22 protein-coding genes are annotated in these 24728 nt (G+C 50.6%); 13 read left to right on the top strand and 9 right to left on the bottom strand.

What is annotated here, in order from left to right; translation table 11 throughout:
* Window positions 1-68: 68 nt before the first annotated feature.
* A complete protein-coding gene (locus tag C4B57_00805; protein ID PXF56026.1) occupies window positions 69-506 on the bottom strand; it encodes an IS200/IS605 family transposase in 438 nt (145 codons plus the stop codon).
* Window positions 507-667: 161 nt separating this feature from the next.
* Between C4B57_00805 and C4B57_00800 the strand changes: the two genes are divergently transcribed.
* From C4B57_00800 to C4B57_00740, 13 genes are all read left to right on the top strand, one after another.
* Window positions 668-853: a 50S ribosomal protein L32 gene (locus C4B57_00800; protein PXF56025.1), complete on the top strand. Its 186-nt coding sequence runs from the start codon at window positions 668-670 to the stop codon at window positions 851-853.
* 3 nt (window positions 854-856) lie between these two features.
* Window positions 857-1864 (top strand): phosphate acyltransferase PlsX, encoded by a 1008-nt coding sequence (locus C4B57_00795; protein PXF56024.1) that lies wholly within the window; start codon window positions 857-859, stop codon window positions 1862-1864.
* Between the two features lie 37 nt (window positions 1865-1901).
* On the top strand, window positions 1902-2885 hold the full coding sequence (locus C4B57_00790) for a 3-oxoacyl-ACP synthase (GenBank protein ID PXF56023.1): 984 nt from the start codon (window positions 1902-1904) through the stop codon (window positions 2883-2885).
* A 32-nt stretch (window positions 2886-2917) separates the two neighbouring features.
* Window positions 2918-4084, top strand: coding sequence for an acyl-CoA dehydrogenase (locus tag C4B57_00785; GenBank protein ID PXF56022.1), 1167 nt, complete (start codon window positions 2918-2920; stop codon window positions 4082-4084).
* A 98-nt stretch (window positions 4085-4182) separates the two neighbouring features.
* Window positions 4183-4977: an electron transfer flavoprotein subunit beta gene (locus tag C4B57_00780; GenBank protein ID PXF56021.1), complete on the top strand. Its 795-nt coding sequence runs from the start codon at window positions 4183-4185 to the stop codon at window positions 4975-4977.
* Window positions 4970-6166 carry an electron transfer flavoprotein subunit alpha gene (locus tag C4B57_00775; protein PXF56020.1) on the top strand — a complete coding sequence of 399 codons (1197 nt, stop codon included), beginning with the start codon at window positions 4970-4972 and terminating at the stop codon, window positions 6164-6166. Before C4B57_00780 ends, C4B57_00775 begins: the two co-directional genes overlap by 8 nt.
* Window position 6167: 1 nt before the next feature.
* The gene (locus tag C4B57_00770) at window positions 6168-6926 is read left to right on the top strand and encodes a beta-ketoacyl-ACP reductase (protein ID PXF56019.1); all 759 of its coding nucleotides are present in this window, start codon (window positions 6168-6170) and stop codon (window positions 6924-6926) included.
* Window positions 6927-6986: 60 nt separating this feature from the next.
* Window positions 6987-7223, top strand: a complete 237-nt coding sequence (locus tag C4B57_00765) for an acyl carrier protein (protein ID PXF56018.1) — start codon at window positions 6987-6989, stop codon at window positions 7221-7223.
* A gap of 39 nt (window positions 7224-7262) precedes the next feature.
* On the top strand, window positions 7263-8516 hold the full coding sequence (fabF, locus tag C4B57_00760) for a beta-ketoacyl-[acyl-carrier-protein] synthase II (GenBank protein PXF56017.1): 1254 nt from the start codon (window positions 7263-7265) through the stop codon (window positions 8514-8516).
* A gap of 11 nt (window positions 8517-8527) precedes the next feature.
* On the top strand, window positions 8528-8968 hold the full coding sequence (rpiB, locus tag C4B57_00755) for a ribose 5-phosphate isomerase B (GenBank protein PXF56016.1): 441 nt from the start codon (window positions 8528-8530) through the stop codon (window positions 8966-8968).
* A gap of 74 nt (window positions 8969-9042) precedes the next feature.
* The gene (locus C4B57_00750; protein ID PXF56015.1) at window positions 9043-10305 is read left to right on the top strand and encodes a serine hydroxymethyltransferase; all 1263 of its coding nucleotides are present in this window, start codon (window positions 9043-9045) and stop codon (window positions 10303-10305) included.
* Between the two features lie 20 nt (window positions 10306-10325).
* Window positions 10326-10787, top strand: coding sequence for a cytidine deaminase (locus tag C4B57_00745; GenBank protein PXF56014.1), 462 nt, complete (start codon window positions 10326-10328; stop codon window positions 10785-10787).
* Window positions 10788-11310: 523 nt separating this feature from the next.
* Entirely contained in the window at window positions 11311-11589 is a 279-nt protein-coding gene (locus C4B57_00740) for a hypothetical protein (protein ID PXF56013.1), read from the top strand.
* Here the strand turns inward: C4B57_00740 and C4B57_00735 are convergent.
* From C4B57_00735 to C4B57_00700, 8 genes are all read right to left on the bottom strand, one after another.
* The gene (locus C4B57_00735; protein PXF56012.1) at window positions 11559-14510 is read right to left on the bottom strand and encodes a hypothetical protein; all 2952 of its coding nucleotides are present in this window, start codon (window positions 14508-14510) and stop codon (window positions 11559-11561) included. The genes C4B57_00740 and C4B57_00735 overlap by 31 nt on opposite strands.
* Window positions 14511-14854: 344 nt before the next feature.
* On the bottom strand, window positions 14855-15370 hold the full coding sequence (locus tag C4B57_00730) for a hypothetical protein (GenBank protein PXF56011.1): 516 nt from the start codon (window positions 15368-15370) through the stop codon (window positions 14855-14857).
* Window positions 15371-15395: 25 nt separating this feature from the next.
* The gene (locus tag C4B57_00725) at window positions 15396-18104 is read right to left on the bottom strand and encodes a hypothetical protein (protein ID PXF56010.1); all 2709 of its coding nucleotides are present in this window, start codon (window positions 18102-18104) and stop codon (window positions 15396-15398) included.
* A 187-nt stretch (window positions 18105-18291) separates the two neighbouring features.
* Window positions 18292-18666, bottom strand: a complete 375-nt coding sequence (locus C4B57_00720; protein ID PXF56009.1) for a hypothetical protein — start codon at window positions 18664-18666, stop codon at window positions 18292-18294.
* Window positions 18667-18728: 62 nt separating this feature from the next.
* Window positions 18729-19061 carry a hypothetical protein gene (locus C4B57_00715; protein ID PXF56008.1) on the bottom strand — a complete coding sequence of 111 codons (333 nt, stop codon included), beginning with the start codon at window positions 19059-19061 and terminating at the stop codon, window positions 18729-18731.
* Between the two features lie 140 nt (window positions 19062-19201).
* The gene (locus tag C4B57_00710) at window positions 19202-19531 is read right to left on the bottom strand and encodes a hypothetical protein (protein PXF56007.1); all 330 of its coding nucleotides are present in this window, start codon (window positions 19529-19531) and stop codon (window positions 19202-19204) included.
* Window positions 19532-19620: 89 nt separating this feature from the next.
* Entirely contained in the window at window positions 19621-20892 is a 1272-nt protein-coding gene (locus tag C4B57_00705) for a glyceraldehyde-3-phosphate dehydrogenase (protein ID PXF56006.1), read from the bottom strand.
* 1 nt (window position 20893) lies between these two features.
* Window positions 20894-24728: pyruvate, phosphate dikinase (locus tag C4B57_00700; protein PXF56005.1), on the bottom strand; the 3835-nt coding region annotated here is incomplete at its 5' end.

Genomic DNA, 24728 nt, shown 5'->3' with positions numbered 1-24728 from the left:
ATTAAACCACTACCTGCTGAAAGCAGGTAGATTTCTTATACGACTGAAAGTCTAACATGGTTCAATCTTTAGTCATTAGCAATAGTGAAGGCCTCTTTAGGGCTCGCCTTTTCTTGGCTTGCAATATAAGCGGCTATCATTTTTTCTGTAACATTCCCAACTGTTGCACAAAAATAGCCGCGAGCCCAAAGATGCCTTCCCCAATATCTCTTACGCAAATGCGGAAATTCTTGCTGAATCAGTCGAGAACTTCGTCCTTTCACATATTGAACTATCTTGCTCGGAGCAAGTTCTGGAGGACATGAAACATGCAGATGAACATGATCCCTGCTAACATGACCATTAAGAATTGTAATATTGCGGGCCTCACAAGTCTGACGGATTATCTCCCTGGTTCTAAAAGCCACTTCTCCTTTCAAAACATGATAACGATATTTCGTAACCCATACGAAATGATACTGGATATCATAGATCGTGTGAGGCCCCTTGCGATATTCTTTGCTTATGGCGATAACCTCCCATGAGCAAGTTTACCACGATCCCTTAACTGCTGAAGCCTTTCGCCTGAAAGGCGAAGGTTTTAGACCTGGCGCATGGAAAAATAAATAATAATAACATTTTTACAACAGGCTCTCAGGTTAAAGAAGAGATTGAAAGGTATTGAGAAATGGCGGTTCCACAAAGAAAAACTTCGCGTTCACGCAGAGGTAAGCGTCGCTCGCATAATGCGCTTCGTATATCAAATCTTTCAACATGTCCTCAGTGTACAGAACCCAAGCTCCCTCACAGGATCTGTCCCCAATGTGGTACCTACAGGGGAAAAGTATTTACTGAAGAAAAAGATTTAGACTAGAAAATGTCTGTAGCAGTAGATGCCATGGGGGGCGATCGAGGCCCTGACGTCTTGATAAAGGGGGCAATCGATGCAGCCAGGGATTACGGCGTTGGGATCACCTTGGTCGGGATGGAAGGTGTGCTGAGGGATAAGCTTCAACGACAGGGCGGGGGTGATTTGCCCATCAGCACCCATCCGGCCTCTCAGGTAGTTGATATGGAAGAATCCCCGGCTGATTCCCTGAGACATAAAAAGGATTCTTCGATTCGAGTTGCTTTTGAACTTGTGCGTCAAGGAAAGGCCGAGGCCTTGGTCAGCGCAGGCAACTCAGGAGCCACTCTGGCAACGGCCATGGTTGCCCTGGGCAGAATCAATGGCGTTCGTCCGGCCATTGCTACGCTTATGCCGACCCTGAAAAAACCCGTAGCCATGATAGACGTTGGGGCGAACGTGGACTGCAAGCCCGTTCATCTGCTGCAGTTCGGAATAATGGGATCGGTGTTTGCAGGGGAGCTTTTGGATAATTCCCGGCCCAGAGTAGGGCTGCTGAGTATCGGGGAGGAAGATACCAAGGGCAACCAGCTTGTAAAGAGGGCTTATGATCTCCTTGCGGACAGTGACCTGAATTTTGTCGGCAACATAGAAGGCGGTGAGGTCTTCAAGGGCGATGTAGACGTAATAGTGTGCGACGGATTTGTGGGTAATATATGTCTTAAACTGAGCGAGGGTCTCGCAAAGACTATACTCACCATGCTGAGTTCAGAGATCGGGGAAAATCTCATGGCTGAAATGGGATATCCCTTGAGATCCGCCTTTAAGAGGTTCTACAAGATAATAGATTATGCCGAATACGGTGGCGCTCCTCTGTTAGGTATCAACGGGATAGCAATCATATGCCACGGACTCTCCGGCTCAAAAGCAGTCAAAAATGCAATACGACTGGCACACGAACTTGCTGAGATAAAGTTGGCTGATAAGCTTAACAATTTTCTTTCAATAAGACAGAAGCTCTTCAAGGAAGTCCGGTGATATCAAAATCTTTCCCATGGCTTAAAGCCTGATAATTATGCCTGCTCACAGTATAATCATAGGAACAGGGTCTTGCGTACCCCAAAAGGTGGTAACCAACAAGGATCTGGAAAGCCGGGTGGATACTACTGACGAATGGATACGCACCAGGACCGGGATCATTCAACGCCATATCTCTAATGACCGGGAAACCAACTCCTATCTTGCTACACAGTCGGCAAGAAAGGCCCTTGACATGGCAGGTGTGCGACCTCAGGATCTGGACCTTATTATAGTCGGCACCATGACTCCGGACATGCCCGTGCCCTCTGTCGCCTGTCTGGTACAGAATGAGTTGGGGGCAAAAAGGGCCGGGGCCTTTGACCTGTATGCCGCTTGCAGCAGTTTTATCTATGCGCTTTCCGTGGCAGATAAATACATCCGGAGCGACTCAGGGATGAAGATCCTTGTGATCGGGAGCGAAGTGCTTTCCCGTGTTATAAACTGGGAAGACCGGAATACGTGCGTGCTATTCGGTGATGGAGCGGGGGCCGTTGTAATTGTCGGCACCGGAGAGGACCGGGGTATTCTATCCACCCATCTCCATGCAGATGGTTCATTAGGAGAGCTCCTTATCATAAGGGGCCTTGGGACGGCCTTTCCGGTAAGTCATGAAAACCTTGAAAAGGGGTGGCAGTATATTCAGATGCAGGGCAGAGATGTATTCAAGTATGCGGTCAAAGCAATGGAGTCCGCAGCCTGGGAGGCCCTGGACGCAAATGGATGGAATGGAGATGATGTAGACCTTTTTTTCTCTCATCAGGCCAACATACGAATCATTGATTTGCTGGGAGAGAGGTTGGGTATTCCCAAGGAAAAGATCTTTATCAATATTCACAAGTATGGTAATACCTCGGCGGCGAGTATACCCATTGCCCTGGATGAAGCTAATCGTACGGGGATGCTGACACCGGGCCTTCGGATCCTGATGGTTGCTTTCGGTGGGGGGTTTACCTGGGGATCAGGGGCCATGTGCTGGTAGTTGGATACTGATTGAAGAGAAAGGATTTCTGAATGGCACAAGTCAATTATTTCTTGACCGAAGAGCAACAGATGATCGTGGATCTGGCACGTCGGATTGCAGTGGAAAAGATCATCCCCGTGAGAGCAAAGCTCGACGAAACCGAGGAATTCCCTTGGGAGATCATGAAGGATATAGCCCGGTCAGATCTTTTCGGGCTTTATATCCCTGAGGAATACGGCGGATTTGCAAAAGGCTGTTTTGAGAATTGCCTGGCAGTGGAACAGCTCGCCTATGGCTGCATTGCCGTTACTACTACTTTTGCAGCCAGCGCGCTGGGAGGTTATCCCATTCTGCTCTTTGGTACTGATGAACAAAAGGCGCGCTATCTCCCGGATATTGCCTCAGGCAAACGACTTGTAGCCTTCGGGCTTACCGAAGCCAATGCCGGAAGTGATGCCGCAGGAATCCGGACTACAGCAGTGGAAGATGGAGACCACTGGGTGTTAAACGGCACCAAACAGTGGATAACCAGCGGCGGTGAGGCAGAAATATATACCATCGTGGCCATGACCGACAAGAACAAAGGCGCACGGGGTGCTACGGCATATATAGTAGAGAAGGGTGATCCGGGGTTCGGCTTTGGGAAAAAAGAACGGAAGATGGGGCTGAATGCCTCATCAACCAGGGAACTCATATTCAATGGGTGCCGAATTCCAAAGGACCGTATTCTTGGCAGGAAGGGCCAGGGCTTCATAATAGCCATGAGGACCCTGGACCTGGCCAGACCTGGGATAGGGGCCATAGCAGTCGGACTCGCCCAGGCGGCCCTGGATGAAGCGGTCAGATATGCGAGACAGAGAATACAGTTCGGTCAGCCAATAATCACCTTTCAGGCCTTACAGCATATGCTGGCGGACATGGCCACAAAGATAGAGGCCTCAAGGGCGCTTGTTTATTCAGTAGCCCGGACCATCGACGAGGAGGGGGCAAAAGACGTTGCCAAACTGTCCGCAATGGCAAAGGTCTTTGCCACTGATATGGCCATGCAGGTAACCACCGATGCGGTCCAGGTCTTGGGCGGCTACGGATACATGAAGTCCTATCCGGTCGAAAAGATGATGCGGGATGCAAAAATCCTCCAGATATATGAGGGCACAAACCAGATCATGCGCAATATCATCGGCCAGGCATTAAATAAGGAGTATGCAAAAAAATAATTTGGCAGAGAAATTTGAAATTTGAAATTAGGAAAACACAAAGATGCAGGTGCGCTACCTAATTTCAAATTTCAAATTTCCAGTTTCACATCTTAGCTATGAACATAGTGGTCTGCATAAAACAGGTTCCGGATGCAAAGACCGTGCGTTTTGACACGGAAAAGGGCACCCTGGTACGGGAGGGAGTAGAGGCTGTAATAAACCCGTTTGATTTCCATGCCCTTGAGGCCGGCCTCCAGATGAGAGATACTTACGGCGGAAAGGTCACCGTGCTCACCATGGGGCCGCTACAGGCGGAAAATGCCTTGAGAGAGGCTGTATCCCTTGGAGCGGATAAGGGAATCCTTCTGTCGGACCGGGCCTTTGCAGGAGCGGATACCCTGGCCACTACCTATACCCTGGCAATGGCAATCAAGAAGCTGGGGCCTGTTGACCTTGTGCTTTGCGGCAAGCAGGCCATAGACGGTGACACGGCCCAGGTAGGCCCAGGGCTGGCCGTCCGGCTCGGCCTTCCCCATGTGACATGCGTAAACGCGCTCAGTGTCCTTGATGACGGAAAGACATTGCATATCAGGCGGATAAATGAAGATGGCTACGATATTCTTGAGCTTGAGATGCCCGCCCTCCTGACAGTACTTGCCTCCCTCAACACCCCAAGGCTTCCTTCCCTCAAAGGAAAGATGCGGGCCGGTAAGGTCGATATTCCTGTATGGGACGCCGGGGAACTCGGGGCAGAGCCTGGCAGGATCGGGCTGGCAGGCTCTGCGACTCGGGTGATATCCACATCGGTTCCCACCTTTAAAGCCAGGCGGGAGATACTTGAAGGCTCAGCGGAAGAACAGGTGAAGGCCCTGGTCTTCAGGTTCAAAGAAGCGGGATTTCTTAATGCTTAAAGTTGATACAGAAAAGTGCACCGGATGCGGTGAGTGTGAAGAGGTGTGCGCTTTTGAAGCCATTTGTGTAGAAGACGACGTGGCAGTGGTGGATCAGGACGCCTGCACCCTATGCGGGACCTGTGTGGATGGCTGTCCTGAGGGGGCACTGGAGTTTCACAATGAGAAGGATCTGCCCGCAACTGATTTAAGCTCCTGGAGAGGGATATGGGCCGTTGCAGAGTGCCGGGGCGGTGTCCTCGTCCCTGTGACACTTGAGCTCCTGGCGAAGTCCGGGAGGCTTGCAGACAAGCTTGGCACAGATGTTACTGCCGTACTCATGGGACATGATATTGAATCCAGGGCCCAGGAATTGATATCCCATGGAGCGGACAGGGTACTGATTGTCGATCACCCCGAGCTTGCGACATTCATCGATGAAGTCTATGCAAACATACTTGCAGATCTTGCCTGGAAAGAAAGGCCCGAGATCATTTTGGCCGGTGCCACGGCCATGGGGCGTTCCTATATACCGAGGGTCGCCACGATCCTTAAGACAGGACTCACTGCTGATTGTACAGGACTCGATATCCGGGCAGAAGACAGGTTATTGCTTCAGACAAGGCCGGCCTTTGGTGGAAATCTCCTTGCAACTATTGTATGCCCCAGGCACAGACCACAGATGGCCACAGTCAGGCCCAATGTCATGAAAGCAGATGCCCCTGATCCCGGACGGAAAGGCGAGGTGATCCGGGTCGTTCCAGAGGAAGATCTGCTGGGCCATCGGGTCCGGATCCTTGAATCTGTGAAGGAGCATGCAGAAGGCCCCAATCTCAGTGAGGCAGATGTGATCGTGACTGCAGGCAGGGGGTTCGAACAGGAGAAGAACGTGGAGCTGGCCAGGGAGCTGGCCGATTTGCTCGGAGGTGCGGTCGGGGCCACAAGGGCGGCCGTAGATGCCGGATGGCTCTCCAGACGCACCCAGATCGGTCAAACAGGTGTTACTGTGTCTCCCAAGCTTTATATGGCTTGCGGGGTATCAGGGGCCATACAGCATATAGTCGGAATGCAAGGGTCAGAGATCATAGTGGCGATAAATAAAGACGCCGGGGCCCCTATTTTTGATATAGCCACTTATGGCCTGGTTGGGGACGTTAAGGAGATACTACCCCTTCTGATCCAAAATATTCGAAAGGAGCAGGGACTGTAACATGTCGGGCAACCAGGAACTTCAAGGGAAGATAGCAGTGGTGACCGGAGGATCCAGGGGAATAGGCCGGGTCATATGCCTCAAGCTTGCCCGCCTCGGGGCCTATATCTTTGTAAACGATGTCTGCGATCAGGAAACCGCTCAAGGGGTCTTAGACGAAATCATGGAAATTGGAGGGGCCGGCAGCTTCCTGCCCTTCGATGTCGCAGATACTGAAGCAAGTTCCAAGGCCCTTAAGGCCGTCATCAAAGACCACGGGGGAATCCATATACTGGTTAATAATGCGGGCATTACCCGGGACAGTATACTCGCCCGAATGAAGGCAAAGGACTGGGACCTGGTGATGTCGGTGAACCTGAAGGGGGCTTTTAATTGCACCAGGGCAGTCATTATGGCCATGCTAAAACAGAGATGGGGCCGGATTATCAGCATAGGCTCGGTAGTCGGTTCCATGGGAAATCCGGGTCAGGTCAACTATGCCGCATCCAAGGCCGGCTTAGAGGGATTTACCAAGTCCGTGGCCAGAGAGGTGGCATCAAGGGGGATTACCGCAAATGTCGTGGCACCCGGCTTCATTGAAACAGGTATGACTGCCGGATTGCCGGAAAAGGTAAAGGAACAGCTATTGAGCCAGATTCCTGCCGGCCGGATGGGAAGCCCTGAGGATGTGGCCGAGGCCGTTGGCTTTTTGGCTTCGGAGGGAGCATCATATATCACCGGACACGTGCTTCATGTAAATGGGGGATTGATCTGCGATTAAAATTCTGCTGTTGGTCCGGTCTTGTTTTTTAGAACCAACAGGATATAGGAGAGGATAAAAATGAGTATAGACACCAAGATGATTGACATCATTGCAGGCCAGCTCAGTGTTGCAAAGGAAAAGGTAGTGCCGAACGCCTCCTTTGTAGATGACCTCGGAGCGGATTCCCTGGATCTTGTGGAGCTGGTCATGGCCATGGAAGAGGAGTTCGGCATGGAAATAGCCGACGAAGACGCGGAAAAGATGCAAACGGTCCAGGATGCCATTGACTTTGTCAAAGAGCACGGAGAAAAGTAAACCGCAAAAGGCGCTGTATTAACGACACTGTATATCGTCATGATAAACCAAAGCCAGAGCCGCAGGGTAGTAGTTACAGGGCTTGGCCTTCTCTGTCCCCTGGGTATCGGGGTTGAAGCAAGCTGGGCGAATCTGACAGCCGGGAAGTCCGGCATAGGTCCTGTTACCCGTTTTGACACAAAAGATTATCCTTCCCGGATTGCGGGAGAGGTAAAAGATTTTGAACCGGTTGATTTTATGCCGGAGAAGCTGGTTAAACGGGTAGATCCTTTTGTGAGACTGGGCCTGGCGGCGGCCCAGATGGCCATTGAAGATGCAGGCCTCGAGATCCCGGGGGACAAGGCCTCAAGAGCCGGTGTTATTACCGGATGCGGCCTTGGGGGGCTGGGATCGATTGAATACTACAGGGACGTCCTTGTAAATAAAGGACCCAAACGCGTGAGCCCGTTTTTTATCCCCATGGCCATACCCAACATGGCCTCCGGTCAGATCTCAATAATGTGCGGGACAAAAGGCCCCAATACCGTGGTATGCACTGCCTGCGCGGCAGGCAGCCACGCCATAGGAGACGCCTTTAAGACGATACAGAGAGGTGCGGCGGATGTGATGATATGCGGTGGCACCGAATCAGTAATCACGCCCCTGGCATTTGCCGGTTTCTCCAATATGAAGGCCCTTTCCACAAGGAATGAGAAGCCTGAACAGGCCTCGAGGCCCTTTGATAAGGAACGCGACGGATTCATAATCGGTGAGGGTGCAGGTATCCTGATCATCGAAGAGATGAATCATGCCCTGGAAAGGGGTGCCGATATCCGGGCAGAGATAATCGGATACGGGCTTACCGGAGACGCCTATCACATCACGGCCCCGCCCGAGGATGGAGAGGGCGGCGCAAGATGCATGTCAATGGCCCTTGAGGACGCAGGGCTCAGCTATCGGGACATAGACTATATAAATGCCCATGGTACGAGCACTCCCCTTAATGATCTTTGTGAAACAAGGGCCATAAAGACTGTCTTCAAGGACAGGGCAAAAGAGATACCCGTGAGCTCCACCAAGTCCATGACCGGGCATTTGTTGGGAGGGGCCGGGGGAGTTGAGGCAATTTTTTGCATAAAGACCATTGAAGACGGGATTATCCCCCCAACCATCAACTATGAGATCCCGGATCCTGAATGCGATCTCGACTATGTTCCAAATAGAGCAAGGAGCCAATCCGTGGACGTGGTTATGTCCAATTCCTTCGGCTTCGGCGGTACCAATGCCGTGCTGATTTTTCGCAGGTACCGGTAAGGTTCAGATCAATGAAGATAGTTATCGGTTCGGATCACGGCGGATTTGAGCTGAAAGAAAAGATACGCGGTTTGCTCATAGAGCTTGGCCATGAGGTTCAGGACGTGGGTTGCCACTCTCCGGATCCGGTTGACTATCCGGTACAGGGCCGTGAGGTTGCAAAATCAGTGGCATCCGCTCAATATGATAGGGGCATCCTGGTATGCGGAACCGGCATAGGCATGTCCATAGTGGCCAATCGAATACCGGGGGTCAGGGCTGCCCTGTGCCATGATATCTTTACAGCCAGGATGAGCCGGGAGCACAATGATTCAAACATACTCTGCATGGGTGGAAGGGTGACAGGTCCCGGACTTGCCGAAGAGATGGTCAAGGTGTGGCTTAAGACTCCTTTCAAGGGCGGGCGCCACAGTTGCAGAATTAATATGATTGACTCAGAAGATGAAAAGTAAATAGAATGGAGTTGAACTGTTAATAAAATAGTAATCCTGAACGGTGAACCCTGAACCTCTGAACTGTTAAGAAAGTGATTCATTTAAAGCATACTGACCCCGAGGTCTTTCAGGCCTTCAGGGCCGAGATAGAACGGCAGACCCAGCAGTTAGAAATGATAGCCTCGGAAAACTTTGTGAGTGAGGCGGTTATGGAGGCAGAAGGCAGTATCTTCATGAACAAGTATGCCGAAGGCTATCCTGGGAGGAGATACTACGGCGGCTGCGAAAATATGGACGTCGTAGAGAGGCTCGCCGTCGATCGCTTGAACCAACTTTTCGGATCCGAGTATGCCAATGTACAGCCCCACTCGGGCACCCAGGCAAACATGGCGGTATATTTTGCCCTTCTCAATCCTGGTGATTCCATCTTGTCCATGGATTTGGCGCACGGAGGGCATCTCTCTCATGGTTTGCCAGTGAGCTTTTCGGGGCGGTTTTTCAAGATAGCCCACTACGGCGTAAGCCGGGAGACCGAAATTATAGATTACGACGAAGTTGCGGAAATTGCCAGAAAACAGCGCCCTAAGCTCATTATTGCCGGGGCAAGCGCATATCCCCGCACCATAGATTTTGCGTACTTCAAGGCGATAGCCGACGAAGTCGGGGCCTATCTCATGGTGGACATGGCCCATATAGCCGGACTCGTGGCATCAGGCGTCCATCCGTCTCCGGTCCCCTATGCAGACTTTATTACATCCACAACCCACAAGACTATGAGAGGTCCCAGGGGCGGAATCATATTGGCAAAGGAGAAGTATTCCAGGTCATTGGACAGCCAGATCTTCCCCGGCATTCAGGGAGGCCCCCTGATGCACGTAATTGCCGCCAAGGCAGTGGCCTTTAAAGAGGCCCTGCGCGACGAATTCAAGATATACCAGCAACAGATTGTGGCAAATGCCAAAACCCTTGCCAAAACCCTGCAAGACAGAGGGTTTCGACTGGTCTCGGGAGGCACAGATAATCACTTGTTGCTGGTGGATCTCTCAGACAAGGGCCTTACAGGAGCAAAGGCGGAGGAGGTGCTGGAGCGGTCCGGTATCACTGTGAACAAAAATACCATCCCCTTTGACACCCAGTCCCCGAGGGTGGCCAGTGGTATCCGGATCGGGACCCCCGGAGTGACCACCAGGGGACTCAAAGAAAGAGAAATGGAAGAGGTGGGGAATTATATCTCAGAACTCTTGACCCGGCCTGACGACGATCGGTTGGCCAGGGATATAAAGACGAAGATCCGGTCCCTGTGTGAGAGGTTTCCGCTATACTCTGAACGTCTGGCACAATTTTCTGAATGTTGAATGCAGATGAATTATAAGATATGGAAAAAGATATCAAAAATACCAGGCCGTCCTGGGATGCCTACTTCATGTCCATTGCACACCTGGTTGCCCAGAGGTCCACGTGCCTGCGCCGCAAGGTAGGGGCAATTCTTGTAAAAAATCGTCGTATACTGGCAACAGGCTACAACGGGGCACCGAGCGGCCTGAGGCACTGTCTCGAAATAGGTTGCCTGAGGGAAAGACTCAAGGTCCCTTCGGGTGAAAGGCATGAACTCTGCAGAGGGCTCCACGCTGAACAAAATGTTATTATTCAAGCTGCATATCATGGGATTCCCGTGGCAAACTCCATTCTGTACTGTACCAACCTGCCCTGTGTTATATGTACAAAGATGCTGATAAATGCCGGCATCCGGTCCATCTATTACGCAAAAGGCTATGCAGATCCCATGTCCCGTGAAATGTTGGCAGAGGCCGGAGTAGATCTCATAGAATTTCAGTAAATATTCTTATGAACCCGTGGTCCCACGTAACCGTTCACGGGCAGGGGATATTTCTTTTCACTTCACACTTCAGCCCCTTGTTTTCTTAAGGCTTTTGACATGGGGGATGTCCTGCCCCCTCTGCATTCGCCTTACGCTGCGCTTAAGGCGATGCAGTTTCCCCCACAGCAAAAGCCGAGAAAACTACGGGGGCTTCCGTTATAAACTGTTCAAAGAAATATCCCCTTCCTGTGAACGGTTGCCATCCGCGCCCTGCCGCAGGAGCGGTTTGCCTTTTGCAGGGTTTCGATCGCGGGCCGGATTGCACTGCCTCTCCGGTCCGCGATGAGTGAGCTTTGAAACCCGGAAAAAGGTAACCGCTCCAAGGCAGGATATAACGGGTTCATAAGAATATTTACGAATTTCAGGGAAATAATTAAATAATATCTTGAAGCCTATTGCTTATCGCTCGGAGCATATACGTATGTTTGCTTTTTTTCGCCACAAGACACTGAAGACACTGAGATGGTAATTTCTTTTAAAAATGTCGAAGATCCTGCCAGTGAGGGTAGTGCTTGATACTAATATCCTGATATCAAGCATTTTCTTTTCTGGACCACCTGCCCAGATATTGAGTCATTGGAGAAAAAGGAGTTTTGCAGCAGTTATCTCAGAGCCAATAATCTTAGAATACATAAGAGTGGTGGAAGAAATCAGCCAAAAGTTTCCTCTGCAACCATCTGGTCTGTACAAAAACAACTTACGCTTACGGGGTCTCTATTCAGACCCTGGTTATCCGACCTTGCAGAGCCGCCTGCTGTAAGGACAGGTTCTGCAATGGCCAAAATCAGAAGGATCATGAGCAAATGGGACCTCAGGGTCCAATATCTCTTCAATAATAGCCTTTAGGGCCGGGACATATATGTCTTTTACAATTTTATCCTGGCTGTCACCTTGCTTGAACAAGACAGCCCGAAGGGCATTCAGATTGCTTGAGCCGGCAAGACCCCTCAGCCCGTACAGGGCGGCGTTTATCCCGGACCATCCGGACCCGAGGCCATAGTAACGGTCGCACAGGAGCAGGTACATGGGCATTTGGAAGGAGACTATCTCCTGTTTAATTGTTTCTCTGCCTGAGACTTTGGAGGCAACTGTCGCCCTTGGCAACTGTATTCTGCTGCCGGTCTTGTAATCTATGACCCAAACAGTGCCCTTCCGGTCCTTTTCTACCCTGTCGAGCACTCCTTTCACCCTGACCTTGCGGCCTCTCCCAAGATTGAGGTCCATTTTGCAGGGGACCTCAAGGCCCATCAGCATGTGACCCTGTGCGTGCTCTCTCTCAAGCCGCAGGAAATTTGAGAGGCGGTAAAGCAGGACCTCCCTGAAGAGCCTCACACTGCCGCTCCATTCCGCCTTTGATCCGAAGGTCCCTTCAAGCGCCATATCAGACTTGGTCATAAGGTCATTATCACGATCAGCACTGAACTGGATCTCCCTGTCCAGCCATGGCAGGTAAAACTCCCTTAGTATGTCATGTACCAGGGTGCCCACCAGAAGGGGATCGATCTCATCCCTGTCTATGACATCCGGGGCATCCAGTCCCAGGACATACTTTGCGTAAAACCTGAAAGGGCACGAGAGATAGGTATCAAGGGCGGTTGCCGAAAAGGTGAATGCAGAGAGAAAATCAATGACCTGGGGACTCTTCTTCACAGGAAGGGCAGAGGGAATCCCGGGCCTTTGGAACATAACCGGACCGTGAATGGGAATCACATCCCGGCGGCCTGCACGCTTCTCGGCCTCCCATATAAGCTCCTCAATAAAACGGCTTCTTACCAGGCCCTTGCCCTTGTCTTCGGAAAAGAATAGGTGGATCTCCCCGGCCCCTGCCAAGAGCCTCTGAAAATGGTACCGGCTGATCTCAACCGCCTGTTTCTTGTCAGGAAGACCGAGATACTTTCGCAGATCTGGAGGCATGATAGGATCCGGCCTGCTTTCAGGAGGAAGCACGCCCTCATTAAGGTCAAAAATCATCACGCGCTGAAACTCCAGGCACCTTGTCTCCAGAAAACCCAGTATCTGAAATCCCTCCAGAGGGACCCCCTGGAATGGAATCCTGGTCTGCCGCACCAGGTGACAAAACAGCGAATGAATACCGGTGGCTGAGGCAGCCTCCCTGGAAACAGGGCCGGCTTCAAGCTCATCCAGGAGCCCTGCCATGGCCGTCATAAACTCACCGCTGAGCGGATAACCTGTAGCTGCTCCATACTCCACTGTCCACTCAAGCAGACTCTTGAGAGCGGTAGCGTGTTCACCTATTTTCTTCAGCCCTTCAAAGGCCTTGAAACACATCTGATGGACATGAGGCAGAAATTGAGAAGCGGGGAAATCCTTCTCATCCAGATGGGCGATTGCCTTTTCAAGCTCCTCAAGCCTTACAAAGCTTCTTTTTTCTCGGGCCAGCCAGGCCTCAAGAAAATGGACCACGGACCTGAGGGAAGAATCGGTTGATCGGGTGATTTGCTGATCGGAGGTTGAGGGGCTGTGTAATCGAAGGCTCTTTATATACGGGTGTCTGAGTACAGCGAGGTAATGAGGGGCGTAGTACTTATCATTTATCCTTCCTTCCTGGGCATCAAATACGGAGGCAAGCAGCCGGGCAAGTGCTGTCCGTTCAAGCGGATAGCCCATGGATATGTTGTATGGAAAGGCCGCATCCTCAAACAGCCGGCTCAACACCGGGATAAGTGGTTCAGGCCCTGGAAGGACTACGGCCTCCTGATCAGGTGCAAGCCCTCCCCGGTCTTCCAGATTACGAGCAAATACATCTTCAGCCATATGTATCTGGGAATGGAGGTCAAAGCCCTGATGTAGATGAAGAAATTGGTGATTTGGTGATCGGTTGATTTGGTGATCCCACGTACCATGGCATACGGAGCGCAGACGCTCCAGGTGCTTCCACCTGACATCGTTTACCGTCCATGGAGATGGGCCGTCCTGGACTACTACGCGGGCAATTCCGAGCCTGGTCAGGACTGAAAAGACCTTTTCCTCTGCGCGGTTGAGTGCTGCAAAACCCGCAAGATATATTTTTGAAAAGGGCCATTCCAGCCTATCTACGTGCTCTGCTGCGATACGATACTTTTCGCCCCTGGACCAGAGAGAATTTCCGGCCAATGCATCCAGCCATTTACTGTAAAGTCCGGGCAGAACGGGCCAGAGCCCTCTTGCCTCCTCAGTAATACCGGCATCAGCCAGTGCTGATGGCACGGCCTGTTTAATCCGGGCAGGAGAGACCAGCTCTGTCCCGAACTCATCAAAGAGATCAAGGAATTTCAGACCCCAGAAAAAAAAGCCCTCAAAGCTGGATGTCACGGCAGGAAGTAATAAATGTTCGCCATCAGCTTCCATGTCCCTTGCGGTAGCGTAGACCAGGTGCAGTAATTCCACCTGGCCGGCATCTCTCCTGCCGGATCCACCTGGTGACCTGCCTGCCGTATAGGCCATGAAGCTATCTATGTCGAAGATCCGGGGAGGATGGAAAGGGCCGCCGATGAGCCTTCCAAGCTCTCTCCTGAGATAGAGGGCCGGGCGCCTGCCCGGAAAGACAACCGCTGTTCCGGACAGATCCCGTCCTTCCGGCTCCCGGGCCAATATATCCTTAGCCAGCCAGCCGACCAGGGAAGAACCAAGGGGCAGAGAGACATGTTGCTGCCGGAATTTATGGCTTTTGCTCGCTTTCATGTATTTTCCAGTCACTGATTAATCAGCCATAGACCCACACGGGCGCATTCATATGTTGGGAAACCTAAATTTAGTAATGAACATCGAACATCGAACGTCCAACATCGAATGTTGAATGGAAAAAGATAAAGAAACAGAAATAGCTGTTGAATGTTCGGTATTGGTGTTTGTTTTTTTCATTCGATGTTGGACGTTCGATGTTCGATGTTCGATGTTCATCTTTCAAAACAACCATGTATGGTATAAATGCAATCTGTGAACGCTTACAAAATAACTTAGCGCTTATGGGCCCCCTCCCCCAACGTGTGAATGCGCCCGACCCAGACAGATCAATCACTAAATCACTAAATTTCCTCAATCACTTCCTGGTCAAGATACAGGATCACGCCTTTGGTTTCGTGGTCCGGGTAGAGTTGAGAGAGTAAATTTAAATATCGTGACACCTGTCTTCTGTCCTCTGCCCTTGCCCTGCTGCCTGTCTTGTATTCGCCGACCCATAACGTATTTTGGCCCTTGACCAGCCTGTCCAGCCTGAAGAGCTCACCTGAGCTGTCAGCCACTTCTTTTTCCACCCAGGTCTCATCCCCGGCACCTGTCCAGAAAAGCGGCCTTGCCACAGGATGACAGATAGTCCGGGCCATGGTCCGGATGTCTGTCTCTTTGCCAGTGTCAATATCGGGATTTTTGGAAATGGACAAAAAGATTTTCTGCAGCAGCGCATGTACTTCCTCAGGATTACACCGGCAATCCAGAGGGCCATCCAGTCTTGCAAGGAGCCTGTGTACGAAATCCCCGAGCGCTGCCGCCCTTTTCCTTGTCGGAGACAGCAGGACCTTTGACTCTGTGGGCCTCCTGACCAAGTATTTAGGCCAGTTCCAGCCTTCATTAACTCTTTTCACCCTCTTTTTTTTGTGTCTTTTCGAGGGGTTTGCGGCCAACCGGTTGTCCGTTGAGATCACTCTCCCCTCTTTTTGGGATTTCGCTTTCAATCGTATTTCCCCACTTGGCAACCAGATTCCCGTTCAAAAGCGGTTCCAGCAGGGATATCAACCTGTTCTTCTGCCCGCCCACGGCCTTCTGCGGAACAAACAGGTATAACTCGTCCTTTGCCCTTGTAAGGGAGACATAGAGGACATTGAGCTCGTCCAGCCAGGCCTTGCCGCATTCATCCCTGTAGAAGTCCGAAAGCTTCCGGGATACGTTTCTGAGCTCCCGGCTGGTGTGCCATGCCTTGAGGACCCCTCCATCCATGGAGTATATGCGGCCATCCGCCCTCATTCCGAGGATCGCGAGCGGCAGTATCACTACCTTTGCCTCCAGCCCCTTGGCCTTGTGGACGGTCATGACCCTTACGGCATCTATATCCCGGGGAGTCTTTACCCCAAAGACCTCGTCAGGCCCTGTCTCCATCCACTGGATAAACCCCCTGAGATCGCCGCCGTATTCAGGTTCATGGGCATGCAGCAGCTCCAGGAGGTGACTCAACGCAACAAAGTGGTCCGGGAAACACCGGATCAGATCCATCCTGCGAACAAGCATTGAGACAAGGTCATAAGGGGGCAAAAAGCCCACGGAGCCAAAGGCATCGCCCAGGGTCTTTCCCCAAAGGCCGGGGAAATCCTTCTGAAATCTCTGGTAAAGATACTCTGCCCCCCGGCCTTCGCTCTTTAACCTTTGACCCTCGAGCCACTCCCAGGGGCTGAGCCCTGATACCTCTGTTTTCCAGGCACCTTCCAGAATATCGCCGGCAATCACAGAAGCCAGTGCCTGGTCATCAACAGGCCTTTCTAAAAAACGCAGGATCTCAAGGACCTCCTGCACCAGGGGATCCTCCCTGATATCAAGCTGCCTGTGGGAGAAGACCGGGATGCCTGCTGAGATGAGGCCGTGGCTGAAATCCTGTACATCCTGATTGTCCCTGACAAGCACCAGTATATCCCTGGGACCGTGGCGGGTAAGGACATCTTCCTTAAGGAGCCTGACCAGGCTGAGCCTTGATTCCTCTTTTAACTCCTCCAGGCGGCCTTCCCGGCTGAGGATTTCCACTTTTACCATGCCTCCCTTGTGGCTGATTGCATGGGCAGGCGGAAGCTCCTGCGCGGCCCCTGAGAACACGTTGCCTGCATATCCAGGATCCAGGACATCCGATACGGCAGGCTCCTCCTTCATCCAGCGCTCAAGATTCCCCCTGTCGAATACTCGGGCCACAAACCTAAGCAGGACCTCTCTGCTCCTCCAGTTATATGGAAGAACAAGATCCACAAGGCCGGTGTCTCCAAGAGAGCCAAAGGCCCCCGGGCCCTTTTGAAACACCTCGAGATCACTCCCCCTCCACCTGTAAAGCAGTTGTTTCCTGTCACCTACGCAGAACAGGGAACCCCCTTGAGCCACGGCGTTATCAATCAAAGGGAAGAGGTTCTTCCACTGGAGGCTGCTGGTATCCTGGAACTCGTCCAGCAGGAAGTGATACAGCCGGTCTCCGAGACGAAAGATCACCTCCGGCAGGATGAACTCGGTCAGGAGCCTTCTTGCAAGTCCGTTAATGTCGCTTAAAAAAATACTCCTTGATCCGGACTTGAGATCTGAGAGCTGGTCTCTCCATGGAGCCAGTAGCTTTAAGTACGGCCCTGATACCTCAAGGGCCCTTGCCTCGGCATATGCTCCGGCAAGAGCCCTTAACGCCTTCCATTCAGCAGAAAGGTCTTCAGGGACGTCTGATCCCTTAAGGCACAGATCTTTCAGGCCTTCTTTCTCCCATGCCTTTGAGGAAAGTGCCCTGGGCAGGTCTCCGGAAGCTGTGTCTGACAGGGCCCTGCGGCTGTAGGATTTGAGCTTTACACCATGGGCATCTGCCTCGTCCAGGAAGCCCTGAGCAGACCGGGACAGCTCCATGGCCAAATCCATGGAGCCCTTGTGCCCTTTTTCTATCCCAAACCGGAGACCGTATGTAGATTCTTTCTCGTTAAGCGATTCCAGAACCCGGAGAAGCTCTTCCCGCGGCCACCAGGAACCACGCGCCTGGAAAAGAAGATAATGATGCACGAAATCCTGCAGCAGTCCCCACAACCCCGGATCTTGTGCTGAACAGAGCAAAATACGGTCAAGGGCAGCGGCCCTGAGCGGCGCCTCGTGCGCCTCGATCTCGTCTTGCTGTGACAGCCCCAGTTCCTGAGGGGCCGCCTGGACCAGGCGATATATGAAGCTGTCAATGGTCCTGACCTGCCATTCATCATACCCTGCGAGGATCTCGTCCATCTGTCTCAGAGCGAGTTCCTTCATCCTTGTCTGTGACAAATCAAGCAAGGGAGAGAGTACTTCCATGGCCTGCTTCTCTCCAAAGGCCGCCTGTTTCAGAAGCTCCAGTATGCGTTGGCGCATCTCCGCAGTTGCTTCATTGGTAAAGGTTATGGCAAGTAAGTTCTTGAGACGGCTCCTGGGAATCTTTTCTGAAATGAGAAACTGTACAAATCTGCAGGCGAGAAGAAAGGTCTTGCCTGAGCCGGCAGAGGCCTCTACCCTCAAAGCGTGAGGGAAAAAAAGCTCACGGTCTGGGGGAAGCATGTTCATTTGGTGATTCCGCTGAAAATACCTCATCTGCTGCGCTGCATAAGAGCTGAAAGGGGTTGATTGCCATAGCTCACTGTAGGCGTTTACAGGGTGCTGCAGATACGAGGCGGAGGGAGGATACGCAGACGTACTTCCTGTACTTCAAGTGCCCGACCTGCCTGCCGGCAGGCAGGCAACAAAGCAGATGCGGTGCCCTGTGAACGCCTGCCATATTTCAGCCGGAACAGAGATCATAGACCAATTTGAAAGTCTCTTCCGCCCTGGAAAAGACCGCCTCCGCCTCCGCCCTTGAGGGAAGGCTATTACCTGATACCCTGGATTTCCGCAATTCCCGGATGGACTGGGTAATTCGTTTCGCCTCATCCGACGTATAAGTGAGGTCGGAAATGGTTTTAGAAAAGGCCTTATCGTCCATCTCCAGGAGGTCCTTTTTTATCCCGGGAAGGGCCGCGGCCATGGCCTTGATCAAGGCTATTGCCATATCTGAGCAACGGTTAATGGCAATCGCCGGATTATCTCCCTGCAATGCATCTTCCGCCTCCTGAAGGTGCGTCCTGGCATATCTCAAAAAGGTATGTGCCCGGATCATAAAAACCACGAATCGAAACCCCTAAGATAATGATCCTGTACATTATTATTCCGGACGAGTCCCTACTCGTCTTCACTCAGAAACTTGTACAGGATTTCATTGTCCCGGACCCAGCCTAACTCCCGGCGGACCACGTATTCCTGATAACCGGGATCATCTTTGAGCCTTTTTATTTGCTCTTCCAGAGCTGTATTTTTCTTGGCAAGCTCCAGGTTTGACAGATAAAGCCGCTCGTGTTCTTTCTTCATCCGGTGAAGTTTCCACATCCCAATGGGTCCTGCCACATCCCAAAGCAGGATAAGTCCGAGGATGACACCTGCGATCAACCACAGATGTGCTCCGGCTTCTCCGTCATTTCTTGGACGAGCTGAATTATAGCGACTATACTTTCGCATACCCGTTCTCCTGAAAAAACATAAAACATTAATGAATTACAATTAGTTACTACGATAAACTATTATCAGAACATTAGTCAAGCAAAATGTAATCAGTTTGCCAGTAAGTTCCCGCTGGTCGAAACCAGGCCCGCACGGCTTCACTGGGGCGCCTGTCCTTTAAGGACCTCAAGGTAGGTCTGGTACACATCCTGCGCGAACTGGCTCACTGCTACAAGGGCTGCGAGACTTGTAGCCCACTTGATTATCTGTACACGAGTGGGGTTGTACTTAAACATCTTCTTTGTGAGCCCGATGAAGAGATAGACAATGCCGAAACCGTAAAGAAAACAGACAAGCAATTGCTTGAGGATTTCAATCATTGAGCCTGCTTGCCTGGAAAAAAACAAAGTCATCAGCACCATAACGACCACATGGACTATATCGTGTTTTGTCCACAGGTTCTTTTGTAATATGTCTTTTTGTGGCATCCTCTATCAATACTTTCCGGACCATACTTTGGTCAACTGGATTACCTTAATTCCGGCCTTCGCGTCTCTTCGTGTTCCCGGGCAAAAAACTACATAACTTTTGCCACTGATACCGTACGATCCCCAAGCATATTCACATAGCTCCCCAGTTCGTTGTCATACCATCCGTAGATCACTGCCTGGGTAATTGCAATTCTCAATACGTTCTGTCCGATTTTCTGTACAGTCTCTTGTCCTGCGGTTCGACATACCTTTTGCAGGTCTATATTTACTTCTGCCGTGCGGGTATGGGTTTCATTGCCCTCGATGATGGCCCCGGCTCTTGGAAGTCCGATAATATCGCAGGAGACATTCTGTTCTTCAGTGTAATGGAGATATCCGCGGGAATCTCTGGCTGCGGCATCCTTGTAGATATTGTTTATTAATTCCTTCCGGATCGATTCACCTGATGGCTCTTCCTGCAGGTTCACTACCAGAATAATCAATGACCCTGTCGTGGTCGGAATCCGCACGGATTGAGCAATAAACCCGATCTGTTTCATCTCAGGTATCACAAGTGCAAGTGTATTTGCCGCCCCTGTCGTGGTCAATATGATGTTATTCAGGATGCTCCGATTCTTTCGCAGATCTATTGCTCCTGATTTCGGAAGCCGGTCCAGGACTTCCTGAGAGCCTGTTACTGCATGGACAGTGGCCATTGAAGCGGTCAGGATCCTTTGGGAGCCGAAAGAGTCCAGAAGCGGTTTCATCATATGTGCCAGGCAGGTAGTTGTACATGATGCATTGGAAATAATCCTGTGCGCTCGCGGGTCATAATCATTTTCATTAATACCCATGACTGTCGTAACAGCATCATCAGGCATGGCTCTGGCCTTATCTTTTATCTTGAAAGGGGCCGAGACAATGACCTTTTTTGCCCCGCTCTCAAGGTGGCCTCTCACGGAACCCCTCGGTTCATCAGGAGAGACAGTAGGGTCAGTGAATTGACCTGTAGTATCCACCACGATCCTGGCACCATGTTCCCGCCAGCCGATATCCTTTGGATTCCGTGAACGCCGCAGGATTTTGACTTTCGTTCCATCTATGGTTATGTATCCCGCCTCTTCATCCACATCCTGGATTACTTTCTCGCCCTTGTATCCATAAAGATAACCGCCAAGGGAACCGTAAGTAGAATCTCTCTCCAGATAGTGTGCGATATCCATCAGCGAGGTCCCAACGTCTCGTCCGATATTGACCACTATTTCATTGAAATACTTTCTCGCAACGTGATGCCAAAGTGTGAGCTTCCCGATTCTTCCAAGGCCATTGATGCCGAGTTTCAGGCCGTCATTACCTTCACTTTTTGAGATATTTTCCATCTTAGTCTCTTTCCATTTCTCTGATCTTCATTTGACCCGAGTAGATAGATCCCTCCAGGCCGTCAATGTTTATCCAGTCCCCTGATTTCAGCTCTTTTCCATCCAATGAACAGATCCTTTCCTTCTCTTTGCAAATGAGATCTACACATCCCACTATACATGTCTTACCCAGCCTGTGGGCCACAATTGCAGCATGTGAGGTGGAGCCTCCCCGTGCCGTGAGCAGTCCGTCGGCCTCATAGACTTCCTTGATGTCATCAGGAACGGTATCGTTCCTAATAAGGACCAGGGATGTCCCTGGTTCTGCCTTTCGCCAGTGATGAATTTCTTCCAGGCTGAACACGATTCTCCCGGTCATGGCGCCTCCGCTGACCGCTATTCCGTGGCCAAGGAAATCGGCAGAGCTCCTATCTTCCACATCAAAGGTGTAGACCCTCTTTCTCTCTCTAATGACCATATTACGGGTCTGGAGGGCATAGAGGTCTTTTGTGTCCAGACTTTCAAATGTGAATTCTATCTCCTGGGGGCTCCATTTTCTCTTATAAAAAAGCTCTTTTGCCCATTCCCTTATGGCATTATAGATTTCAGGAAACATGGATTCAAGCGCCTTTTCGCTCTGCCTGTTCTCGATCCGTGCCTGCTTTATGGAAATGGGAAGCGTACTGACCAGGCCTGAAACTACGTCCTCACCCTGATTCCCAGGGGTGAAATCGCCCCATAACTCAAGCTTGTCTGCAGACCATCTGGGGCTGTGAGTAAAAAAGACGCCCGCACCGGACATGCGGGATAGGTTGCCAAAGACCATGGCCTGAACCATTACAGCCGTTCCCCAGTCATCGGAGATACCCAATATCTTACGGTAGGCCTCGGCCTTTGGTGCGTACCAGGAATCAAAGACCTTCCTTATAGCCACAAGAAGCTGATCAAAAGGAGAGTCTTCGATCTCTATACCGTTGTCCAGAATTAACGATTTGTAAGTCAGGGCAATATCCTTCATTTGTAACCCGGAAAAATACCTTTTGTAAGGTTTGTCCAAACGCTTCTTAAAATCAACGATGATATCATCGAACTCATCTCTTTCCAGGCCGAAAGACATACCGTAAGACTGCAGAAATCGCCGGTATGTATCCCAGCAGAACCACTCATTGCCAGTCTGCCTGGCCATTCCCTGAACGATATCTTCATTGATTCCTACATCAAGGAATGTGGACATCATCCCGGGCTGGGGAATGGCGGAGCCGCTCCTTACTGCCAGAAGCAGGGGATTTTGAGGGTCTCCAAAGGTCTTTCCGGTCAATTTCTCAAGAGCAGCTATCTCAAGGGCCACCTGTTCCTCGAAGTTTTTCTTTGCACGCGTGTAGTGATCAACAATCTCACGGCATCTGAAAACTTCGGTAGTAACAATGAAACCAGGCGGAACCGGGAGACCGTAACTGTTCAGCTTGACCAGATTGAATCCCTTGTTTCCGAGGTGGATGACATCTGATACATTTTTCTTTGTGGGATAGATTGGCGTTATTACCTTCTGGGGGTCATAACTGAGCAACAGGCGCAGGTCCTCTTTCGGGAGCTCATCCGACTGATGATAAAGGGTATTCAGGATACGGCTCAAAAAGAGATCAAGCTGCTGAAGACCTAAAGAAGTAGCAATCCTGTCGCGCAGGAAGATTTCCGTGATACGGTGGGGCAGTTTTTTCCGGTCGTCAGACCCTTCAGGTAAGCGATATTTGGGCAATAGCCTCCCGGCCGGCATCTGTTCCAGGATCCTGGAAAGATTTTCCTGATGAATATTGTTGAAGTAGTCATTGGTGATGTTTCTCACAGCCTGGGAGAAACCACGGAAGATGTCTAGGTACTGGGTCAAGGAAAATCCCCTGATTTTGAGGGAATGGGCCAGCAGATCCAATTGTCGCTCTATCTCCAGAGACGAGATGCCATCCAATTTGAGGGCCGAATTAAAGAGGCGTAAGTAATCAAAAATCTGGGAAAAGGCAGCCCTTGTGATCAGCTTGAGATCAATGGTCTCAACGATCTCTTCAAAAAGGACGTTTACCAGAGACTCCAGCCGGAAAGTCAGCCCCAGTGCATCAAATTTCAACTCGTGGTAGCTGCCATACATGGATGGGATACCAGCAGCGAAATGCCTCTTTCTGTATATGTTTTCCCTGACTTCATAGTTCTCTTGCGATAGGATAACTTTCTTCAGCTTCTCAAGGTAACCCAGCAGCATTTCCAGTTTCAGCCTGACATCTTTCTTGCCAAAGGCCTTTTTCAGTTTTTCCAGATCAGGCAATCCGCTGGACCGGAGTTGCGCCAGATAGTCATTTATTTCAGTAAGATCCAGATAATATTTCTGATAAAGGAGTTTGTAAAAAGCAACCCCCAGTTCAATCCTTTTACAATCGAGTCTTGATATTTCTGAAATTTCACCCAGCAATGCCTTTAGACGATCATTCTCAATATTCAGAAGATCAGCCATATCTTTAAATTCCCCGGCATCAAAGAGATGGGTGATAGCCCGGTGGACGCCATCGATATTGGGCCCTTCCGTCTCAATCTGCTGATAGATATCCGGAGGCACAAAAGGCCTTATTCCCTCCTTGTTCCTGGTCTTCCAGAAATTTAAAACAGCTTCCATAAGGTCAACGATCTGATTACTGCTCTCAACATGACTCTGCTTTCTCAAGAAGTGGATAAGTGGGTCCTTGCGCAGGCATATTTCATCGATCTCGGTGGAGATGTCCCTGAGCCTCCCCTCTGCTCCGATGTCATTGAAATATATAGGGAAGAGACGGGTCAACTGCTTGACAAGGTTATAAACCGGGCCGATGTCGCTGTTTAACAACTGAGTTATATCACGGGAGAAAAGATCTGTATCCTTGATTAAAACACCGCTGAGTGAAAGATGTATGATCAGAGAGGACAGCAGCTTTTTCGACCACTTGGGGTTCAGCTCTATAAGTTGGATCCACGTGCGTATATTCTGAATATGGGCGGGATTTGCCCTGATCCGCCAGTCTTCACCCACCCCTCTTATTTCTGGTGTCTGGAATCCGAGCGAGACAGCCGAATCGACAAAAAAATCCACAAGGTCGCTTTCATCAGTCCTATAAACCCCCCGGCCCACGTTCAGGACACAGTTAAGCGCCGTCCCCGGAAACTTTCCTATACTCCTCCTTAAAATTGTAAAGGTCTTCCCAAGGGATTTCTGAATGACCAAGGGATCTTCATGATGAATAAGCCACTCAAGAGTCCGGTTGATGTCACTTAAGGTCTCTTCATGAATAGGTGAAAGACCTGCGGTATCCATGATGCAAAGGAGAAACAGCAATTTCCACTGGTTTCCCTGTGCCTTATCGCCTCCGGCATTAAGGAGCTCTTGAGGAATATCATTATAAATGGTAACGATCTGACCGTATCCCGGAAGCTCGACAAGTCGATCCAGGATGATCTTTGGATTGTCATCCGAAGCGTGAACAATACTCTCCAGTCTCTCTTGATGGGTCTTTAGCTGTCTGTGGGAGACAGGTTTAAAAATCTCATCCAGTCCTGCCTTTCCGGATTCTTTTTCAAACCAGGCAAGCGGATCGGCCTGCCCAAGCCAATAATTATATGTATATCGAAAGTACTTGATTAAAAGGTGATTTATGGCAGTAAATCTGTATCCTGAAGGGATTGCTTCAGAATAGCTCTTTCCCAACTTGTTCAGTTGATAAAAACTCTTGGCAAATAGAACGAACGTCTCTTCCTGATAGTTCCCGATCCTGTCAAATGCATAATCCAGGACGGGCAGGAATCCGAAAAGCTCGGTTCCGGCATCTTTGATGATCTTTTGA

The organism is Deltaproteobacteria bacterium, assembly GCA_003194485.1.
Taxonomy (GTDB): Bacteria; Desulfobacterota; Dissulfuribacteria; order Dissulfuribacterales; family UBA3076; genus UBA3076.
Note: the sequence above shows the minus strand (reverse complement) of the source record. Positions and strands in the feature narration are given on the sequence as shown.

Coding starts and splice junctions, on each gene's coding strand:
- C4B57_00765 (PXF56018.1), top strand. CDS start 6,987: ATGAGTATAGACACCAAGATGATTGACATCATTGCAGGCCAGCTCAGT.
- C4B57_00775 (PXF56020.1), top strand. CDS start 4,970: ATGCTTAAAGTTGATACAGAAAAGTGCACCGGATGCGGTGAGTGTGAA.
- fabF (PXF56017.1), top strand. CDS start 7,263: ATGATAAACCAAAGCCAGAGCCGCAGGGTAGTAGTTACAGGGCTTGGC.
- C4B57_00800 (PXF56025.1), top strand. CDS start 668: ATGGCGGTTCCACAAAGAAAAACTTCGCGTTCACGCAGAGGTAAGCGT.
- C4B57_00710 (PXF56007.1), bottom strand. CDS start 19,531: ATGCCACAAAAAGACATATTACAAAAGAACCTGTGGACAAAACACGAT.
- C4B57_00705 (PXF56006.1), bottom strand. CDS start 20,892: ATGGAAAATATCTCAAAAAGTGAAGGTAATGACGGCCTGAAACTCGGC.
- C4B57_00780 (PXF56021.1), top strand. CDS start 4,183: ATGAACATAGTGGTCTGCATAAAACAGGTTCCGGATGCAAAGACCGTG.
- C4B57_00795 (PXF56024.1), top strand. CDS start 857: ATGTCTGTAGCAGTAGATGCCATGGGGGGCGATCGAGGCCCTGACGTC.
- C4B57_00725 (PXF56010.1), bottom strand. CDS start 18,104: ATGAGGTATTTTCAGCGGAATCACCAAATGAACATGCTTCCCCCAGAC.
- C4B57_00715 (PXF56008.1), bottom strand. CDS start 19,061: ATGCGAAAGTATAGTCGCTATAATTCAGCTCGTCCAAGAAATGACGGA.
- rpiB (PXF56016.1), top strand. CDS start 8,528: ATGAAGATAGTTATCGGTTCGGATCACGGCGGATTTGAGCTGAAAGAA.
- C4B57_00720 (PXF56009.1), bottom strand. CDS start 18,666: ATGATCCGGGCACATACCTTTTTGAGATATGCCAGGACGCACCTTCAG.
- C4B57_00770 (PXF56019.1), top strand. CDS start 6,168: ATGTCGGGCAACCAGGAACTTCAAGGGAAGATAGCAGTGGTGACCGGA.
- C4B57_00735 (PXF56012.1), bottom strand. CDS start 14,510: ATGAAAGCGAGCAAAAGCCATAAATTCCGGCAGCAACATGTCTCTCTG.
- C4B57_00740 (PXF56013.1), top strand. CDS start 11,311: ATGTCGAAGATCCTGCCAGTGAGGGTAGTGCTTGATACTAATATCCTG.
- C4B57_00745 (PXF56014.1), top strand. CDS start 10,326: ATGGAAAAAGATATCAAAAATACCAGGCCGTCCTGGGATGCCTACTTC.
- C4B57_00785 (PXF56022.1), top strand. CDS start 2,918: ATGGCACAAGTCAATTATTTCTTGACCGAAGAGCAACAGATGATCGTG.
- C4B57_00790 (PXF56023.1), top strand. CDS start 1,902: ATGCCTGCTCACAGTATAATCATAGGAACAGGGTCTTGCGTACCCCAA.